Source organism: Rothia sp. HMSC069C01, assembly GCF_001814655.1.
Lineage (GTDB): Bacteria > Actinomycetota > Actinomycetes > Actinomycetales > Micrococcaceae > Rothia > Rothia dentocariosa.
In genome coordinates, this window is record NZ_KV817375.1 from 64,163 (window position 1) to 79,475 (window position 15,313).

The window sequence follows — 15,313 nt, forward strand, 5'->3', positions numbered from 1 at the left end:
CAGCCTCCTAGATTGCACCCAGAGTGCCATGTACCGTTGCCGCGCGCAGCGCTCGCCTACCCAATAGATATGCCGCGAGCATCCAGAGGGCTGTGACCGCACAGGTTTGCAGTACAACGCCCAGAAAGTCACCGAATGAGTTCATAGGCATCTGCCCAAGCAGAACCTTCACGGGTGCCTGAATCGGAATCAGCGTGCCGAGCTCATCAAGCCATGCAGGCGCGGAACTCTCGGTAAAAAGCACCCCGGAAGCCACGAAAACCGGCACAAGCAGCAGCTCCTCATAGGCGATAGCGTTCGGGGTCGCCACAAAGAACCCTGCAATCACGAAGGTCACCGCCAGACACGAGATCCACAGCAGCGGAAGACCCACCAGATAGCGTGCACCCACCTGAGCAAAGTCCGTAAAATCTACCGAGAAGGTGCACAGCGCCCAGAAAGCCCAGGCCAATGGCAGGGCGGCAAGCCCAAAAATGGAGGCAGTTGAGACCACCGCTGCGAGCGCCCGCAGCGGGTTCACGGCACCATTGAGCAGATACACGAACGTTCCCCGGTAGCGCTCAAAGTTGAGGATCCCGGCGGCAACAATGCACATGTTCCAGGTACCGATAATGCCTGCGCGAGTCCAGGCGAGGGTCGCATCTACTGGCCAGGCACCGGCGGCGAGTGCTTGCAGGGCCGTTGCTCCAAAGGTGCTCAGCAGCAGTAACTGTAGGAAGTAGGGAACTGTGAGAAATTGGCGCAGGGAAAAGGACATTAGGCGAAGTTGCCGGTTCATCGTTTCAGTCCTTCCGCCATAGCCAGGTATGCCTCTTCGAGGGTGGCTGGGCGAGTATACAGCGGTGTGAGCATCTGAACCTCACGCTCAGTGAGAATACGGGTCAGCAGAGCCTCTGCATGTTCGGTCCTGAAGGGGTGCGACCCTTCCGAAACAGAACGTTCATTCCAGTACACGGTGATCTCCCACTCGCTGCTGCGCGGGGTCAGTAACATTGTTCCCGCATCGCCCAAAGACCGAGCAAGTTCTTGAAGTACCGCTCCAGCATTCGCACCCACACGTCCCACGGTGGTAGCGGAGATCCCGGCGTGCGCGGTAATATCCGCCACTGTGCCCGAAACCGCCATGCGACCGGCACCGATGACCGTGACCCGATGCGCTAACTCCTCAATCTCGCCCAGCAGATGGCTCGTGAGTAAAATGGCGGTGCCATCATCAGCGAGGGAACGAATCAACTGGCGTATTGTCAGTGAAATATCTGGGTCAAGCCCATTCGTCGGCTCATCCAAAAGCAGCAGTTTTGGCTCGCCCAGCAGTGCCCGTGCGATGTGCAGACGTTGTTTCATACCGCGGGAAAACTCTTGTACCTTCTTCGCGGCGACATCTGCAAGATCGACCCGTTCCAAAGCGCTCGCCACCTGGGTACGGCGTTTGCGCGCGCTAACCCCGGCAAGGTCGGCGAAGAAGAGAAGATTATCGCGGGCGGATGCTCGCGGATAGAACCCGGTATCCCCGCCGAGTACAAGCCCTAGGGATGCGCGCGCACGCTGGGGGTGCGCAAGCGCATCCACCCCGTCGATGCGAACGGCGCCGCTGGTGGGAGTCAACAGTGTTGCGCACATCTGTACAATTGTTGTTTTTCCCGCTCCGTTGGGACCGAGCAGAGCATGAATTTCGCCGGAGCTTATACTAAGCGAAACATTATCGACAGCAGTGAAAGCGTGTTCACCTTTGCCAAAGGTGCGGCATAGCTGTGCCGCGTCAAGAATTGTAGACATTGTGATAAAACCTTGCGGTGCTTAGTCACCCGAAGCCTCTTGAGCATGGTGTTCGCACGCCTGCAATATGTGGGACGGGTGAGATGAATAGTCGTGAGAGAGGCACTTCTTAGTGCCTGAATAATCCCAAGTCACCGACTGCAGATGCGGAAGGTATAACAATAAAACCCTCAGAACTTTGGTGTCCCAAGCGCTCACTATGCGCTTCTGAAATGTATCGAACCAAAGCAGGGTTATTTCTAAAATTTTTAGAGCCCACCATCTGGGCGGGCATTCCGCGAGCCGGTGCGACTTTAGCGGGAGGTCATACCTCATCACTCCTAGATTCAAGGTTTCCATCAGTGTAGCATGGCTCACGATTGCCTACACTGATGGTAATTTAGCGACGGCTAACGGCAGATCATATGGCTTTAGCGGTTCGGGTACAACATAGGCACGGTCACAAGCGCATAAGTATTGGTGTTTCTCCCAAACAATAGGCTGTCGCGAAAACAGTTCATAAAACGTCATCTTTGCAACAATGCGCCGAAAACACGCATCCCGCTTGACCATGTGCGCTTCCTATGAAACTCTAGATGCAGGTCATGAGAGCCAGTGATAAGCCCCAGCTAGCTGGCCGGCAACCCTCCTCCGCGGTGGGGTGCCCTGGGTGAGGACCAGGCGTTGAACACAAAGTACAACGCAAGCGCGGGACCGATGTGCCCGATTCTGGTACATCGTTTTTTCGTTTGCAGAGAAGAAAACCCAAGAACTCTGTACCGAAATCGGCATGCGGCCCCCTGAACTATCACAAGGAGCTTCGCATGAGCAACACTACAGTCCCGACTCCCGCCAACCCCGCCGGTTGGAAATTTGAAACCCGCCAGATTCACGCGGGGCAGGCACCGGATGCTGCAACGGGAGCTCGGGCGTTACCTATCTACCAGACCACCTCGTTCGTCTTTGAGAACGCAGAACAGGCCGCTAACCGTTTTGCTCTAGCCGAGCTTGGGCCTATCTATACCCGTCTGAACAACCCCACCCAAGAGGTTATCGAAAACCGTATCGCATCCCTTGAAGGGGGAGTGGGCGCGCTTTTGCTGGCCTCAGGTCAAGCGGCTATTACTTATGCGATTCTTAATATTGCGGGCGCGGGCGACCATATCGTGGCTTCCCCCTCGATCTACGGAGGAACCTACAATCTACTGAAATATACGCTTGCCGACCTCGGCGTTGAAACTACGTTTGTTGAGAACCCGGACGACCTGCAGCAATGGCGCGATGCGGTTCGCCCCAACACGAAACTCTTCTACGGAGAAACCGTACCTAACCCCCGTAACGATGTACTCGACATCGAGCCTATCGCCCAGATCGCTCACGACAATGGCGTTCCCCTAATCGTCGATAACACTGTTCCCACCCCTTACCTTGTGCGCCCCATCGAATTTGGTGCGGATGTGGTAATCCATTCCGCCACAAAATATCTGGGTGGGCACGGCACCTCAATCGGCGGCGTTATCGTGGACTCCGGGAATTTTGACTACGGAGCCAATCCCGAAAAGTTCCCCAAGTTCAACGAACCTGCCCCCGGTTACCACGGTCTAGTTTATGCCCGTGACTTGGGCAAAGACTCCGCTTTTGGTGCGAACCTTTCCTATATTCTCAAGGCGCGAGTTTCGCTTCTGCGCGACACCGGGGCGGCGATCTCTCCAACCAACGCCTTCAACATTGGTATCGGTCTGGAGACTCTTTCCCTGCGCATCGAACGCCATATCGAGAACGCGACCAAGGTCGCAAACTGGTTGGAGGAGCATCCGCTGGTCGATCAGGTGATCTGGGCCGGTCTGCCTTCCTCGCCCTGGTACGAGCGAGCCCAAAAATACCTGCCGAAGGGACCGGGCGCCGTCGTAGGATTTACCCTTAAAGACGCCGACCTGGAACAGACCCGCACCTTTGTGGACGCCCTGCAGCTGCACTCCAATGTAGCGAATATCGGCGATGTACGCTCGCTCGTGATTCATCCCGCATCCACCACCCACTCGCAGCTTTCCGAGGAAGAGCTAGAGGCAATTGGGGTGAGCAAAAACTTTGTGCGCCTCGCCGTAGGGATCGAAAATATTGACGATATTATTGCAGATCTTGAACTGGGCTTTGCGACTCTGAACGCCTAACCTGCACCGCCGCGACCGGGCTGCACAGTAAGTGCCCGGTCGCGGTATCGGTTTCTCGCCTGCCATTACCAACTACCGGTTACCCAGGAGAAAACATGACGGAAAATACCGTACACGCCACCTATCTGTCGCAACTGCAGTATCCCAGCGCTCAGGGGTACCTGCGGCAGATGGCGATCGGTGATTTCACCCTCGAAAACGGTACCGTGCTTCCACAGGTAAACATTAGCTACGAGACGTGGGGGACTCTTAACGAAGCTGGGGACAACGCGATTCTTATTCTGCACGCCCTCACCGGCGACACCCATGTTTCGCGCGGGATTCCCACATCAGATATGCCTGCACCCAGTATCCGTGCGGTCGAAAGTGATGGTTGGTGGGAAGGTATCGTGGGGCCGGGCGCGGTGGTCGATACCACCAAATATTTTGTGATCGCCCCCAATATCTTGGGTGGATGCTACGGCTCGACCGGTCCGGCAAGCATCGTACCCGAGGGGTACCCGGGCGCCGGAAAACCCTGGGGGTCACGCTTCCCTTACGTCACTATTCGCGACTCGGTACGAGCCGAAGCCGAACTTATCGCCCGGTTGGGGATTAAGAGTTTTCACCATGTCATCGGAGGATCGCTCGGCGGAGCACGCGCTATCGAATGGGCGGCAACCTTCCCCGAGCTGGTACGCGGATGCGCGGTCATCGCCGCCGGCCCCGCCGCCACTGCCGAACAGATTTCCTGGGCTCACACCCAGAACCTCGCCATCCGTGCTGATGCCAATTTTGCTTCCGGCGATTATTATGGGGGATCGGCACCCACGGCCGGGCTCGCGCTGGCGAGGCGCATAGCCCATACCACCTACCGCAGCCCAGCAGAGTTGGAGCACCGCTTTGGGCGGCAGGCAAACCGCGGAGAATCCACCGACGGCGGGTCCATCGGTGAGAACCGCGGACGATATGCGGTCGAAAGCTACCTGGACCACCATGGCGATAAGCTCGTTGAGCGTTTCGATGCCAATAGTTACCTTGCCGTGAACGAGGCGCTGATTTCACACGATGTTGCACGCGGGCGCGGCAGCCTCTCGCATGCGCTTGCGCTCAGCGATTGTAAGTGGACTATCGCCGCCGTAAGCACCGATCGCCTGTTTTTCCCGCACGAATCGTACCGTCTGGCGGAGGCGCTGCCGGTTCCCGTAAAGGTCGATATTATCGAATCCGACCACGGACATGACGGTTTCTTAGTCGAATCCCGCCAGTTGGAGGCGATTCTCGCTAAGGCTCTCGGAGTCCCGGTTCCCGAGCGAGAGCGTGCTGTCGATGAAGAAAAATCCTTTCAAGATATAGCTGCTCTTTTCGGTTCGCCTCTTGAAACACAAAAACAGAACTAGCTTTCGTTTTTTTATATATCTGAACATAGAAACCGTACATAAAAGCCTTGTGAGGACTATATTTCGGCGTGAAATAAGTCCCCACAAGGCTTTGTGTACGGTACCGATATTTGTGAATGGACGAGGTTAGCACCAGGTCACATTCTCGGGGTCAAGGCCGTGGGCGCGGGCATTCTCGTAGATGATGTCCCGCAGCCAGACAGCCAGTCCCGCAGCGAGCTTCTCGTAGTGCTCGTTGAAACGGGCGTCCTCAACATAACCGCGTGCCAGAATTGCGTGCTTGGCGGGGGTTACCTCGAAGAAGAAAAGTGAGGCGCGGTGCCGCTCGGCAAGCGCATTCGCTTCCTCACTGCCCGGCTGCACGCCACGAGTGAAAGCCTCGACGAGGGCTTGCTCAACTGCGTCAAGCTCCTGCTTGCCCTTCACCCAGTCGGTGCGGCTCATGGCCGCAGTACGGCGTTGGTATTCAGCCCAATCGTCGGTGTGCCCGTAACGTTCCTGCGCTTCTTGCTCACGTGCGGGGCTGAACCCGTCTCCCATAATTTCTGCTTTTTCTGCAGCGGTGAGCTGTTCGTTCTTAGGTGCCATTGCATCCTCCAAAAGTTGATCTAGTGTTGTTAGCATGCGCTCATAGGCGGCCATTTTGCGCTGGAGCATATCTCGCTGGGCGAGTAGATGCTCGGTGCTGTTTGCTTCGTCCTGCAGTACGCTGCGAATGGCTTCAAGGCTCATGCCAATGGCGCGATACCCCATAATGACGGTGATGCGCTCAAGATCGGCATCACTGTAGTAGCGGTATCCGTTGAGCTCATCGTGCGCGGGGCTGATCAGACCCCGCTGTTCCCAGTGGTGAAGCGTGCGCACGGTCAGCCCGTGCAGGGATGCAGCCTCTCCCACGGTGTACTCGTGCTGCCCGCCATCTGGTGTAGTGTTCGCGTCCATGTTTTTACTGTAGATCCTGACGTTGGGTGAGGGTCAAGCCTTGAGCGGAAATCTATTTCGGTTGTTTATGGCAGGCTCCTCGGTAAGATGAAGATATGAGTGAAAATACGTACATTGTCGAATATTCCCGACCCGAGGATGAACGCGCCGGAACCCACTTGGTGCTTCTGCTGCACGGGTACGGTTCGCACGAGAAAGACCTGCTGTCGCTAGCTGAACATCTGCCGCAGGAGGGTATCACCTATGCGGGGATGCGCGCCCCGCAGCCGGTAGGCACCCAGTTTTCGGCGGACGCAACCGGTGCCCACATTCCCGACGAGGCCATAGGTTACCAGTGGTATCCGCTGGATCAACAGCTCAATGCGGATGTGCGATCCATAGAACAGGCCAGCGACTACGTCCTGGAGTGGGTCGAGCAGCACGAATCACACTATGCTTCAGTCGCGCTGGTGGGGTTCTCACAAGGCATGGCGGTGGCGACTTCTATGGTGCGGCATCACCCAGGAAAATTTGCTGCACTGGTGGGGCTCTCCGGATACGCGGTCGAATCAGACTCTCCCTATTTCAAGGATGACGAGCTCAAAGCCACCGAGCTACCCGTTTTCTACGGCAGGGACCAGGAAGACCCTATTATTCCGCAGCCCTTCGTGGATTACACCTACGAGTGGATTCGTGCGTACACAGACGGCATCAAAGTTCTGTATGCGGGCGCCGGGCACGGGGTAAGCGCCCTGGAAATTCGCCATGTGGGCGAGTTCATCGACGTGAAGGTGCTGGGGCATGCGCCGCGCATCCGTGCCGAGAAGGTTGCGGATACCGCAGGTAACGCTGGGGTGTCAGATCAAGGGTCAGCCGACTAAAAGCACCTGAATAACGCATCTTGGGTTGTATAACGCACCGCCGGAAGGTGCGTTATACAACCCAAAATGCTTAAGAGGAGAGAGGGCGGGGGACCCTAGCTCTGAGCCACCTGCACACTTACCCCGCTGAAGCTCACCGTATCGCCCGGATGCAGCTGCTTGCCCCGCGCCTCCTCAATCTGCCCATTGACCTTCACCAGCCCATGCTGGATCACCTCGCGCGCCTGTGCACCGTCTTCGACCAGATTAGCCAGCTTCAAAAACTGTCCCAGACGAATCATCTCGTCACGAATATAGATTTTCTCCATGTCACCAGTGTATCGGCGGGAGGGCGCCATGTGCGGCAGTCATACTAACCCGCCACGTGTTCCTCATATACACGCTCTAACTAAACACTGTCTACCGTTGCCCAGAAACTACACGGTAACGCAGGCATGCAATGATACCCTAGTATCTTGTACTTGTGACCGTATATCCCGGCGCTTACCGCGCGCGGAAGAACACTGAACTCACGCACGCCACAGCCGGTGGCGGGGCATAAAGGAGTAAACATGGCAGAAAAGTCCACTCTCGACAACGTTATTGCGCTCGCTAAGCGCCGCGGCTTCGTCTTCCAGGCGGGTGAAATCTACGGCGGTTCCCGCTCCGCATGGGATTACGGTCCCCTCGGCGTGGAGCTGAAAGAAAATATCCGTCAGCAGTGGTGGCAGCGTTTCGTGCGTTCACGCGCGGATATGGTCGGGCTGGACTCTTCGGTAATCCTGCCTCGTCCGGTGTGGGAAGCATCCGGGCACGTGGCAACCTTTATGGATCCGCTGGTGGAATGCCTCTCGTGCCACAGGCGCCAGCGCCAAGACCACCTGATTGAGGCTTTCGAAGCTAAAAAGGGGCGTGCGCCCGAAAATATGGGTGAGGTTGTCTGCCCGAACTGCGGCACCCGCGGCGAATGGACCGAGCCGCAGAACTTCTCAGGCCTATTGAAAACCTACCTGGGGCCTGTCGATAACGAAGAAGGGCTGCACTTTCTGCGTCCCGAAACCGCGCAGGGCATCTTCGTGAACTTCAATAATGTGGTGACCGCGGCCCGTAAACGCCCTCCCTTCGGTATCGGGCAGATCGGTAAGGCATTCCGCAACGAGATCACCCCCGGCAACTTCATCTTCCGCACCCGCGAATTCGAGCAAATGGAAATCGAATACTTCGTGCACCCCGACGAAGCGGACAAGCACTTTGATGCATGGGTTGAAGACTGCTGGAACTGGTTCGTCGACCTGGGCATTAACCCCGACAACATGCGCCGGTTCGATGTTCCTGAGGACGACCGTGCTCACTACTCAGCGGGCACCATCGACATTGAGTACCGTTTTGGTTTCCAAGGCGGCGAATGGGGCGAACTCATGGGTGTGGCAAACCGCACCGATTACGACCTGGGCGTGCACAATGAACACTCGAACGCGAAGCTCGAATACTTCGACCAGGCCAGCGGTGAACGCTACGTACCCTACGTTATCGAGCCTTCCTTCGGTTTGACCCGCTCCATGATGGCGTTCCTCGTCGATGCTTACGTCGAGGATGAAGCCCCGAACACTAAGGGCGGCGTCGATAAGCGCGTGGTTCTCAAACTTGATCCGCGCCTGGCACCGGTGAAGGCTGCCGTTCTGCCCCTGTCGAAGAAACCCGAACTCTCCGAGCCCGCCCACAAGTTGGCAGCCGATCTGTGCGGTGCCTGGAATATCGACTATGACGAGGCGGGGGCTATCGGTCGTCGTTATCGCCGCCAAGATGAAATCGGCACCCCGTTCTGCATTACCGTAGACTTCGATACTTTAGAGGATCAGGCGGTCACCATCCGTGAGCGTGACACCATGAGCCAGGAGCGCGTGGCACTCGATCAGGTGAAGGCATACCTGGCGGCGCGTCTGGCCATATAGATTCTTTTCGACATGTACATGGGCGGGGTTCTTTGCACGGAGGACCCCGCCGGTATCTTCACGCAACCATGAGGATCTGGTGCAGAGCCTAGCCGATACGTACAATAGTGAGAACCTTATCCTCGCGGTGAAACCCGCGCATTCTGCGGAAGAAAGGCATCCTATGAACACCTATGAGTTTCGTCCCTGGCGCGAAGGCGACGATTTGGAACTTCTGCAGGTGTGGGGAGATCCGCGAAGCGAGCAGGAGGCGCAGCAGCGCGCATCCTTCGGAGAGGCCTCGGACGCACCTTTTAGCCGAACCCTTGTGGTCACCGATTCGGGTGTGCCTATCGCCGCTGGTGTGGTGACCGCGTCACTTCTGCACCCACAACGCCTGTGGGCTTATCTTGAGGTCGCCGAAGGGCACCGCCGCGCCGGGCTAGGTACCGAGCTTTTAGACCGGCTGCGTGAGATCGCCGCCGAAAACGGGCAGGTTCCGAACCTCCGCGTGAAGCTGGCACCATTTAGCACCGGCGAGGAATTTGCCCAGGCAAAGGGCATGAAAATGATTCAGCGCTCGCGTCTGGTTCATATTGAGGCGGGTGCGATTCCGCCAGTGCCCCTGCGTGAGGATGAGAACGGCAAACCCACCCAGGCAATTGAGGATTTGGCGACCGGCTCGGTTGAGTTGACCTCAAAACTCTGGGAGTTCTACCGCGATTCACACGATTGGGATGTTCCCGCCGAGGTCGGGTTAGGAACCGTAAACCGGTATTTCCTCTCAGATGAGGCACGCGCCTTCGGGGCACTGGTACTGCGCGATAACATTCAGCAGGCTGAGAAAGAGGGGAAGAAAGGCGAAATCATTGCCTTTGCGGTGAGTTATCACCCCTTTGAGACTGACCCTGCTGCCGCGCTGGTCGATGAGAATACCGCAACTGAGGTTTTGCTCGGATATGACATGCAGAACGAAGGCGCGGTCGAGGCTATTATGCAGCTTCTTTCGCTGTTGACGGCGCAGTACCCGGTGTTGGTTGAGGTAGACGACTCGATGACCCCTCTCGTAGAGGTAACCGATGTTCTTCTGCGTGCCGGAACCGCGAGCGTGGAAGGCGACCCAACCTATATTTACGCAAGCGATTATCCGGGTGCCGCTTCCTAAAGATTAGGGCACCGACTATGCCTCAGAAAAACCGCACCATGAGGGCACGATAGCCGTATGGCACCCTGCTCAGTGCGCCTGTCGTGAACCGGGGTAGGCGCATCCGTGCCAATTTGCGTGTGTATGCCACAATATAGAGGTGAATTCTGAAGCCTCCCACCTGAAATTACCGCCGCTGAAACTCGGTAAACTGACCGTTGAAACGCCCGTGGTGCTCGCCCCGATGGCGGGTGTGACGAATAAGGCGTTCCGTCGTCTGTGCCGCGAGTACGGCGGCGGATTGTATGTGACCGAGATGGTGACGGCGCGCGCCCTCGTGGAACGCAAACCCGAGTCGATGCGCATTATTGAACACGATGCGGATGAGCAGATTCGCTCCATCCAGATCTACGGGGTAGACGCGGTTAACGTGGGTAAGGCTATTCGGCTGGTCGTAGAAGAAGATCGTGCGGATCATATCGACTTGAACTTTGGGTGCCCGGCGCCGAAAGTCACAAAACGCGGTGGCGGGGCGGCGCTTCCGTGGAAAACCGATCTCTTTACTGCGATTGTGCATACGGCGGTCAAAGAAGCATCGCGCAACGATATTCCCCTGACCATCAAGATGCGTAAAGGCATCGATGATGACCACATCACATTCCTTGAATCCGCTAAGATCGCCCGGGATGCGGGTGTCGCTGCCATAGCCCTGCACGGGCGCACCGCTGCCCAACACTATTCGGGAACAGCGGACTGGGACTCCATCGCGCAGCTTCGCGAGGCGATTCCAGACGTGCCCATCTTAGGTAACGGCGATATTTTTGCCGCCGAAGATGCCGTGCGCATGGTCGAACAGACCGGTGTGGACGGCGTGGTGATTGGGCGCGGCTGCCAAGGGCGCCCGTGGCTTTTTGGCGATCTGCAGAATGCTTTTGAGGGTAGCACCGAGCGTATCCGACCTACTCTGAGTGAGGTTGCCGCAATGATTTACCGGCATGCCGAGCTGCTTGTTGAGACTTTTGCGGATGAGTACAAGGGACTGCGTGAGATCCGTAAACATGTTGCCTGGTATTTCAAGGGTTACCCGGTGGGTGGTGAGCTGCGTGCCAAGATGGCGACCGTGCCTGATTTAGAGACTTTCCGTGAACTGCTGGGGCAGCTTGATCACAGTATTGGGTATCCGGGGGCTGCGGTTGAAGGTTCGCGCGGCCGGGCCGGGAGCCCGAAGAAGCCGCATCTGCCGGATGGGTGGCTTAACTCCCGTATTTTGGGGGATGCTGAAAGGCTTGGGCTTGTGGAGGCGGAACTCGATATCTCGGGCGGATAATCGGCAGGGATTTGTCGTAGTTTGATAGAAAGCATTGCGTCTGGGCGAAATAGTGCTTATATAGGTATTAGAAAGGTGCCGGACGCACAGGAAGCAGGAACGGAGGAGCGATGACTCGCATTGCCGAAGAGGGGCAGGAACGTTGGGAATGGAACCTGCCCGCAGGGTACACCCCTGACGATTCGGAACGCTGGGTGCCCGAAATACATCCGTTCCGGGATCGCACCCCCTTTGAACGCGATCGTGCCCGTGTGCTTCACTCCTCTGCGCTGCGGCGTCTAGGCGCTAAAACCCAGGTCATGAACCCGGATACGGACGATTTCGTGCGTACCCGTCTCACCCATTCCCTTGAAGTCGCCCAGGTCGGGCGCGAAGTGGGCCGGATGCTCGGATGCGATCCAGACGTAGTTGATACTGCTTGTCTCTCTCATGACCTGGGGCATCCGCCCTTTGGACATAACGGTGAACGTGCCCTGAACAAGCTCGCCGCCCATATGGGCGGGTTCGAGGGCAACGCCCAAACCCTTAGGCTGCTCAGCCGCCTTGAACCGAAAGTGATCGCCGAACATGACGTACCTGCGGGTCTGAACCTGACACGAGCATCCCTGGACGCCACCTGCAAATACCCGTGGACACGCACAGACGCACCACGCCGCGCAGATGGCACCCAAACCCACAAATTCGGTGTTTACGAGGATGACCTGCCGGTCTTCGAATGGTTCCGCGAGGGCGCACGTGACGCCGGAGTCCCTGACCAACGCAAATGCTTAGAAGCACAGGTGATGGATCTCGCCGACGACATCTCCTACTCGGTGCACGACGTTGAAGATGCGGTCTTCGGCGGACACGTACAATTGGAGCAGCTGCACGAAGCAAAGCACCGGCAGGCCGTCTTCGACATGACCCGCCAGTGGTATCTGCCAGCCGCTACTGACGAACAACTGGATGCGGCACTCAGCCGGTTAGAGACCCTGAACCGGTGGGTTCCGTGCATGACTGGTTCACGCGCCTCCTTAGCACAGTTCAAGGGACTTACCAGTAAACTTATCGGTCGTTTCGCCTGGAGCGCCGTGGAAGCAACCCGCGAACGTTACGGGCGAAACACCCCGCTAACCCGCTATAGCGCCGAACTGATCGTACCGGAAGATACCCGAGATGAAATCGCTGTCATGAAGGGGATCGCAACCGCATTCGTTATGACGGTGCGCGACGCCCAACCCCATTACGAACACCAGCACGAAATACTGGGTATCCTAGTCGAAGCACTATACGAAGATTCCCAGCGTGCATACCCTCAGTACATCGACAGCATCTTCAGAACGGACTACGCGCAGCTGGGGACTCATGACGACGACGCACGCCTGCGCCTCGTCATTGATCAAGTGGCATCCCTAACCGACAGGTCGGCGGTTGCGCTTTACACCCGCATCAACGGAACCCCCTGGATGCTGGGAGAGAAGCCCTTGTGGTAGCCGCAGCCTTCCACGCGGCAAAGACAAGACAGAGACCCCGTGCATAGACGGGCATGAAATACCTTCTAAAACTGCTATTACAGCACGGTGCAGCAGAAATGAGACGATGGCTGGACTAATCCGCAAAGAAGACATTGATGAAGTACGCGCCCGTACCGATATCCGCGAAATCGTTGAGGGATACGTAACCCTCAAAGGTGCAGGTATCGGCGCGTACAAAGGGCTGTGCCCATTCCACGACGAACGCACGCCCTCCTTCAATGTGCGCCCGCAAATGGGCACCTACCACTGCTTCGGATGCGGAGAATCCGGTGACGTCTACTCCTTCGTCATGGCGATGGAACACACCGGGTTTACCGAAACCGTTGAACGCTTAGCGGCGCGTATCGGCTACACCCTGCACTATGAAGGCGGAAACCCACGCGACAGGTACGAAGCCGGTCTGCGCCGCCGCCTGCTGGACGCCCACAAAATTGCCGCCGAATTCTTTGAACGCAACCTCTACTCGGCCAGCGCGGCAGAAGCACAACGCTTTCTCGGTGCCCGAGGCTTCGACCCTGCCGCCACCAAAACCTTCGGCGTCGGATACGCCCCGCGCGGCTGGGACAACCTCCTCAAACACCTGCGCACCCAAGGATTCACCGACGAAGAACTGCGCGCCACCGGCATGTTCTCCGAAGGAAATCGCGGGCTCTACGACCGGTTCCGCGGCCGCATCATCTGGCCCATCCGCACCGTAGCTGGCGAAACCATCGGATTCGGGGCACGCCGCCTCTTCGACGACGACCAAGGCCCCAAATACCTCAACACCCCCGAAACCCCGCTATACAAAAAATCCCAAGTACTCTACGGCATCGACCTTGCCAAACGCGAAATGACAAAAACCAAACAGGTCGTCATCGTCGAAGGATACACAGACGTTATGGCGGCACACCTGGCGGGCATCAAGACCGCCGTAGCAACCTGTGGCACCGCCTTCGGTGCGGGGCACATCAAAGTGGTACGCCGCATGATCACCGATGACGGCTCCGGCGGAGAAATTATCTTTACCTTCGATGGCGATGCCGCGGGGCAGAAAGCCGCGCTCGCAGCGTTTGAGGAGGATCAGCGTTTTGTGGCACAAACATACGTGGCGGTCGCCCAAGAAGGTATGGATCCGTGCGACCTTCGCCTGCACAGGGGCGATGCGGCGGTACGATCCCTTATCGCCTCTCGCCGTCCGCTCTTCGAATTCGTCATCGACACAACCCTCAAACGCTTCGACCTGACAACCCTAGAGGGGCGTGTGTTGGCGATGCGCGCCATCGCGCCCATTATCGCCGGAATCAGGGACCGTGACCTGCGCCCGGCCTATATGCGTAAAGTCTCTGGACAGCTCGGTATGGAACTTGAGGAAATACAGCGTGCGGTTGCCTACGCCCAGCGCCACCCGCAGCAGAAAAAACGTTACGAACCGGTGGCTCAGCAGTCCCAAACGCCCCGGTACGAGCAGGTACCTGGATATGGTCAGCAGGTTCCGCAGAACTACTCAGCTCAGCCGTGGAACGCATCTGCTGGAAACCCTGCGCCTCAGCCAGAAGGGTCCGCGAACCCTGGAAATACTATGCCAGACACTCATAGTGATACTAGCGTGGCAAATACCGCTGGGGGAGAGCCAATACTCGCCCCCGACCCCGCCGACCCCGTGGCTCGTCTCGAAAAGGCCGCGCTCGAAATCGCCCTGCAGCATCCTCACTTGATGAGCGTATCCCAGTGGCAGGAATTCGCCCGCGTAGAATTCCGCTACCGTATGCACCGCGAAATTTCTCGAGGCATCATACACGCGGCCTCCACGGTAGCGCCCGCTGCCGGGGTTGAATGGCTCAACGTAGTGCGTTCCGGTACTATCGCCGAGGTACACCCCGCGATCGCCGAACTGAGTGTAGCGGCGCTGCCCATAGCCCACGAAGAGCACCTCCCCAGGTTTATTGAGGGTACTCTCAACAGCCTCTTTATCCACCAGATCACCCGACAGAAATCCGACCTCATGATGCGCCTGGAGCAGCTCAGCTCGGCCTCCGACGGTGAAGAGTATGCGCACGTGCAACGAGAGCTTTTAGAGCTTGAAATGCGCCGCAGAACACTCACAAAAAACTAGTAAGGTACATCACTATACCCTAAGTTGCGGAGGCAACAAACAGCCGGTATAGTTATTACTCGTTGCGGATAAAAGCCGTAACGGGATAATCCCCCGTAGCTCAATTGGCAGAGCATTCGACTGTTAATCGAAGGGTTACTGGTTCGAGTCCAGTCGGGGGAGCTTATTAAAGGGCCTCAGGTTACACCAGAGGTCCTTTCTCTATATGTTGACTGG

The 15,313-nt window shown here is 57.3% G+C and carries 12 protein-coding genes, 1 tRNA gene and 1 riboswitch; of the genes, 9 read left to right on the plus strand and 4 right to left on the minus strand.

From position 1 onward, the window contains the following. Positions 1-7: 7 nt before the first annotated feature. Positions 8-778, minus strand: coding sequence for an ABC transporter permease (locus HMPREF2981_RS00260; protein WP_004006207.1), 771 nt, complete (start codon positions 776-778; stop codon positions 8-10). Next, on the minus strand, positions 775-1,776 hold the full coding sequence (locus tag HMPREF2981_RS00265; protein WP_004006208.1) for an ABC transporter ATP-binding protein: 1,002 nt from the start codon (positions 1,774-1,776) through the stop codon (positions 775-777). Before HMPREF2981_RS00265 ends, HMPREF2981_RS00260 begins: the two co-directional genes overlap by 4 nt. Before the next feature lie 580 nt (positions 1,777-2,356). Continuing rightward, positions 2,357-2,470: riboswitch (SAM riboswitch) on the plus strand. Positions 2,471-2,579: 109 nt separating this feature from the next. Between HMPREF2981_RS00265 and HMPREF2981_RS00275 the strand changes: the two genes are divergently transcribed. Together HMPREF2981_RS00275 and HMPREF2981_RS00280 are read left to right on the plus strand one after the other, a co-directional pair. Further along, on the plus strand, positions 2,580-3,926 hold the full coding sequence (locus HMPREF2981_RS00275; protein WP_004006209.1) for a bifunctional o-acetylhomoserine/o-acetylserine sulfhydrylase: 1,347 nt from the start codon (positions 2,580-2,582) through the stop codon (positions 3,924-3,926). Positions 3,927-4,021: 95 nt separating this feature from the next. Then, complete coding sequence (locus HMPREF2981_RS00280; protein ID WP_004006210.1) at positions 4,022-5,305, plus strand: homoserine O-acetyltransferase MetX; 1,284 nt, start codon at positions 4,022-4,024, stop codon at positions 5,303-5,305. Positions 5,306-5,431: 126 nt separating this feature from the next. Here HMPREF2981_RS00280 and HMPREF2981_RS00285 read toward each other — a convergent pair whose 3' ends face one another. Continuing rightward, positions 5,432-6,247 carry a MerR family transcriptional regulator gene (locus HMPREF2981_RS00285; RefSeq protein ID WP_004006211.1) on the minus strand — a complete coding sequence of 272 codons (816 nt, stop codon included), beginning with the start codon at positions 6,245-6,247 and terminating at the stop codon, positions 5,432-5,434. Positions 6,248-6,342: 95 nt separating this feature from the next. Between HMPREF2981_RS00285 and HMPREF2981_RS00290 the strand changes: the two genes are divergently transcribed. After that, positions 6,343-7,107 (plus strand): alpha/beta hydrolase, encoded by a 765-nt coding sequence (locus HMPREF2981_RS00290; protein WP_004006212.1) that lies wholly within the window; start codon positions 6,343-6,345, stop codon positions 7,105-7,107. Positions 7,108-7,202: 95 nt separating this feature from the next. On the opposite strand, the gene HMPREF2981_RS00295 is transcribed toward HMPREF2981_RS00290, so the two are convergent. Then, complete coding sequence (locus HMPREF2981_RS00295) at positions 7,203-7,415, minus strand: RNA-binding S4 domain-containing protein (RefSeq protein WP_037231997.1); 213 nt, start codon at positions 7,413-7,415, stop codon at positions 7,203-7,205. A gap of 243 nt (positions 7,416-7,658) precedes the next feature. On the opposite strand from HMPREF2981_RS00295, the gene HMPREF2981_RS00300 reads away from it, so the two are divergent. The 6 genes from HMPREF2981_RS00300 (at position 7,659) to HMPREF2981_RS00325 (ending at position 15,259) form a co-directional block, all read left to right on the plus strand. Continuing rightward, a complete protein-coding gene (locus tag HMPREF2981_RS00300) occupies positions 7,659-9,038 on the plus strand; it encodes a glycine--tRNA ligase (RefSeq protein WP_070449137.1) in 1,380 nt (459 codons plus the stop codon). Between the two features lie 163 nt (positions 9,039-9,201). After that, on the plus strand, positions 9,202-10,182 hold the full coding sequence (locus HMPREF2981_RS00305) for a GNAT family N-acetyltransferase (protein ID WP_246825174.1): 981 nt from the start codon (positions 9,202-9,204) through the stop codon (positions 10,180-10,182). A 139-nt stretch (positions 10,183-10,321) separates the two neighbouring features. Beyond that, positions 10,322-11,488 (plus strand): tRNA dihydrouridine synthase DusB, encoded by a 1,167-nt coding sequence (gene dusB, locus HMPREF2981_RS00310; RefSeq protein WP_048778667.1) that lies wholly within the window; start codon positions 10,322-10,324, stop codon positions 11,486-11,488. A 110-nt stretch (positions 11,489-11,598) separates the two neighbouring features. Further along, positions 11,599-12,960 carry a deoxyguanosinetriphosphate triphosphohydrolase gene (locus HMPREF2981_RS00315; protein WP_070659880.1) on the plus strand — a complete coding sequence of 454 codons (1,362 nt, stop codon included), beginning with the start codon at positions 11,599-11,601 and terminating at the stop codon, positions 12,958-12,960. A 106-nt stretch (positions 12,961-13,066) separates the two neighbouring features. Then, positions 13,067-15,097, plus strand: coding sequence for a DNA primase (dnaG, locus tag HMPREF2981_RS00320; RefSeq protein ID WP_070659883.1), 2,031 nt, complete (start codon positions 13,067-13,069; stop codon positions 15,095-15,097). Positions 15,098-15,186: 89 nt separating this feature from the next. Beyond that, positions 15,187-15,259, plus strand: a tRNA-Asn gene (locus HMPREF2981_RS00325). Positions 15,260-15,313: the final 54 nt, after the last annotated feature.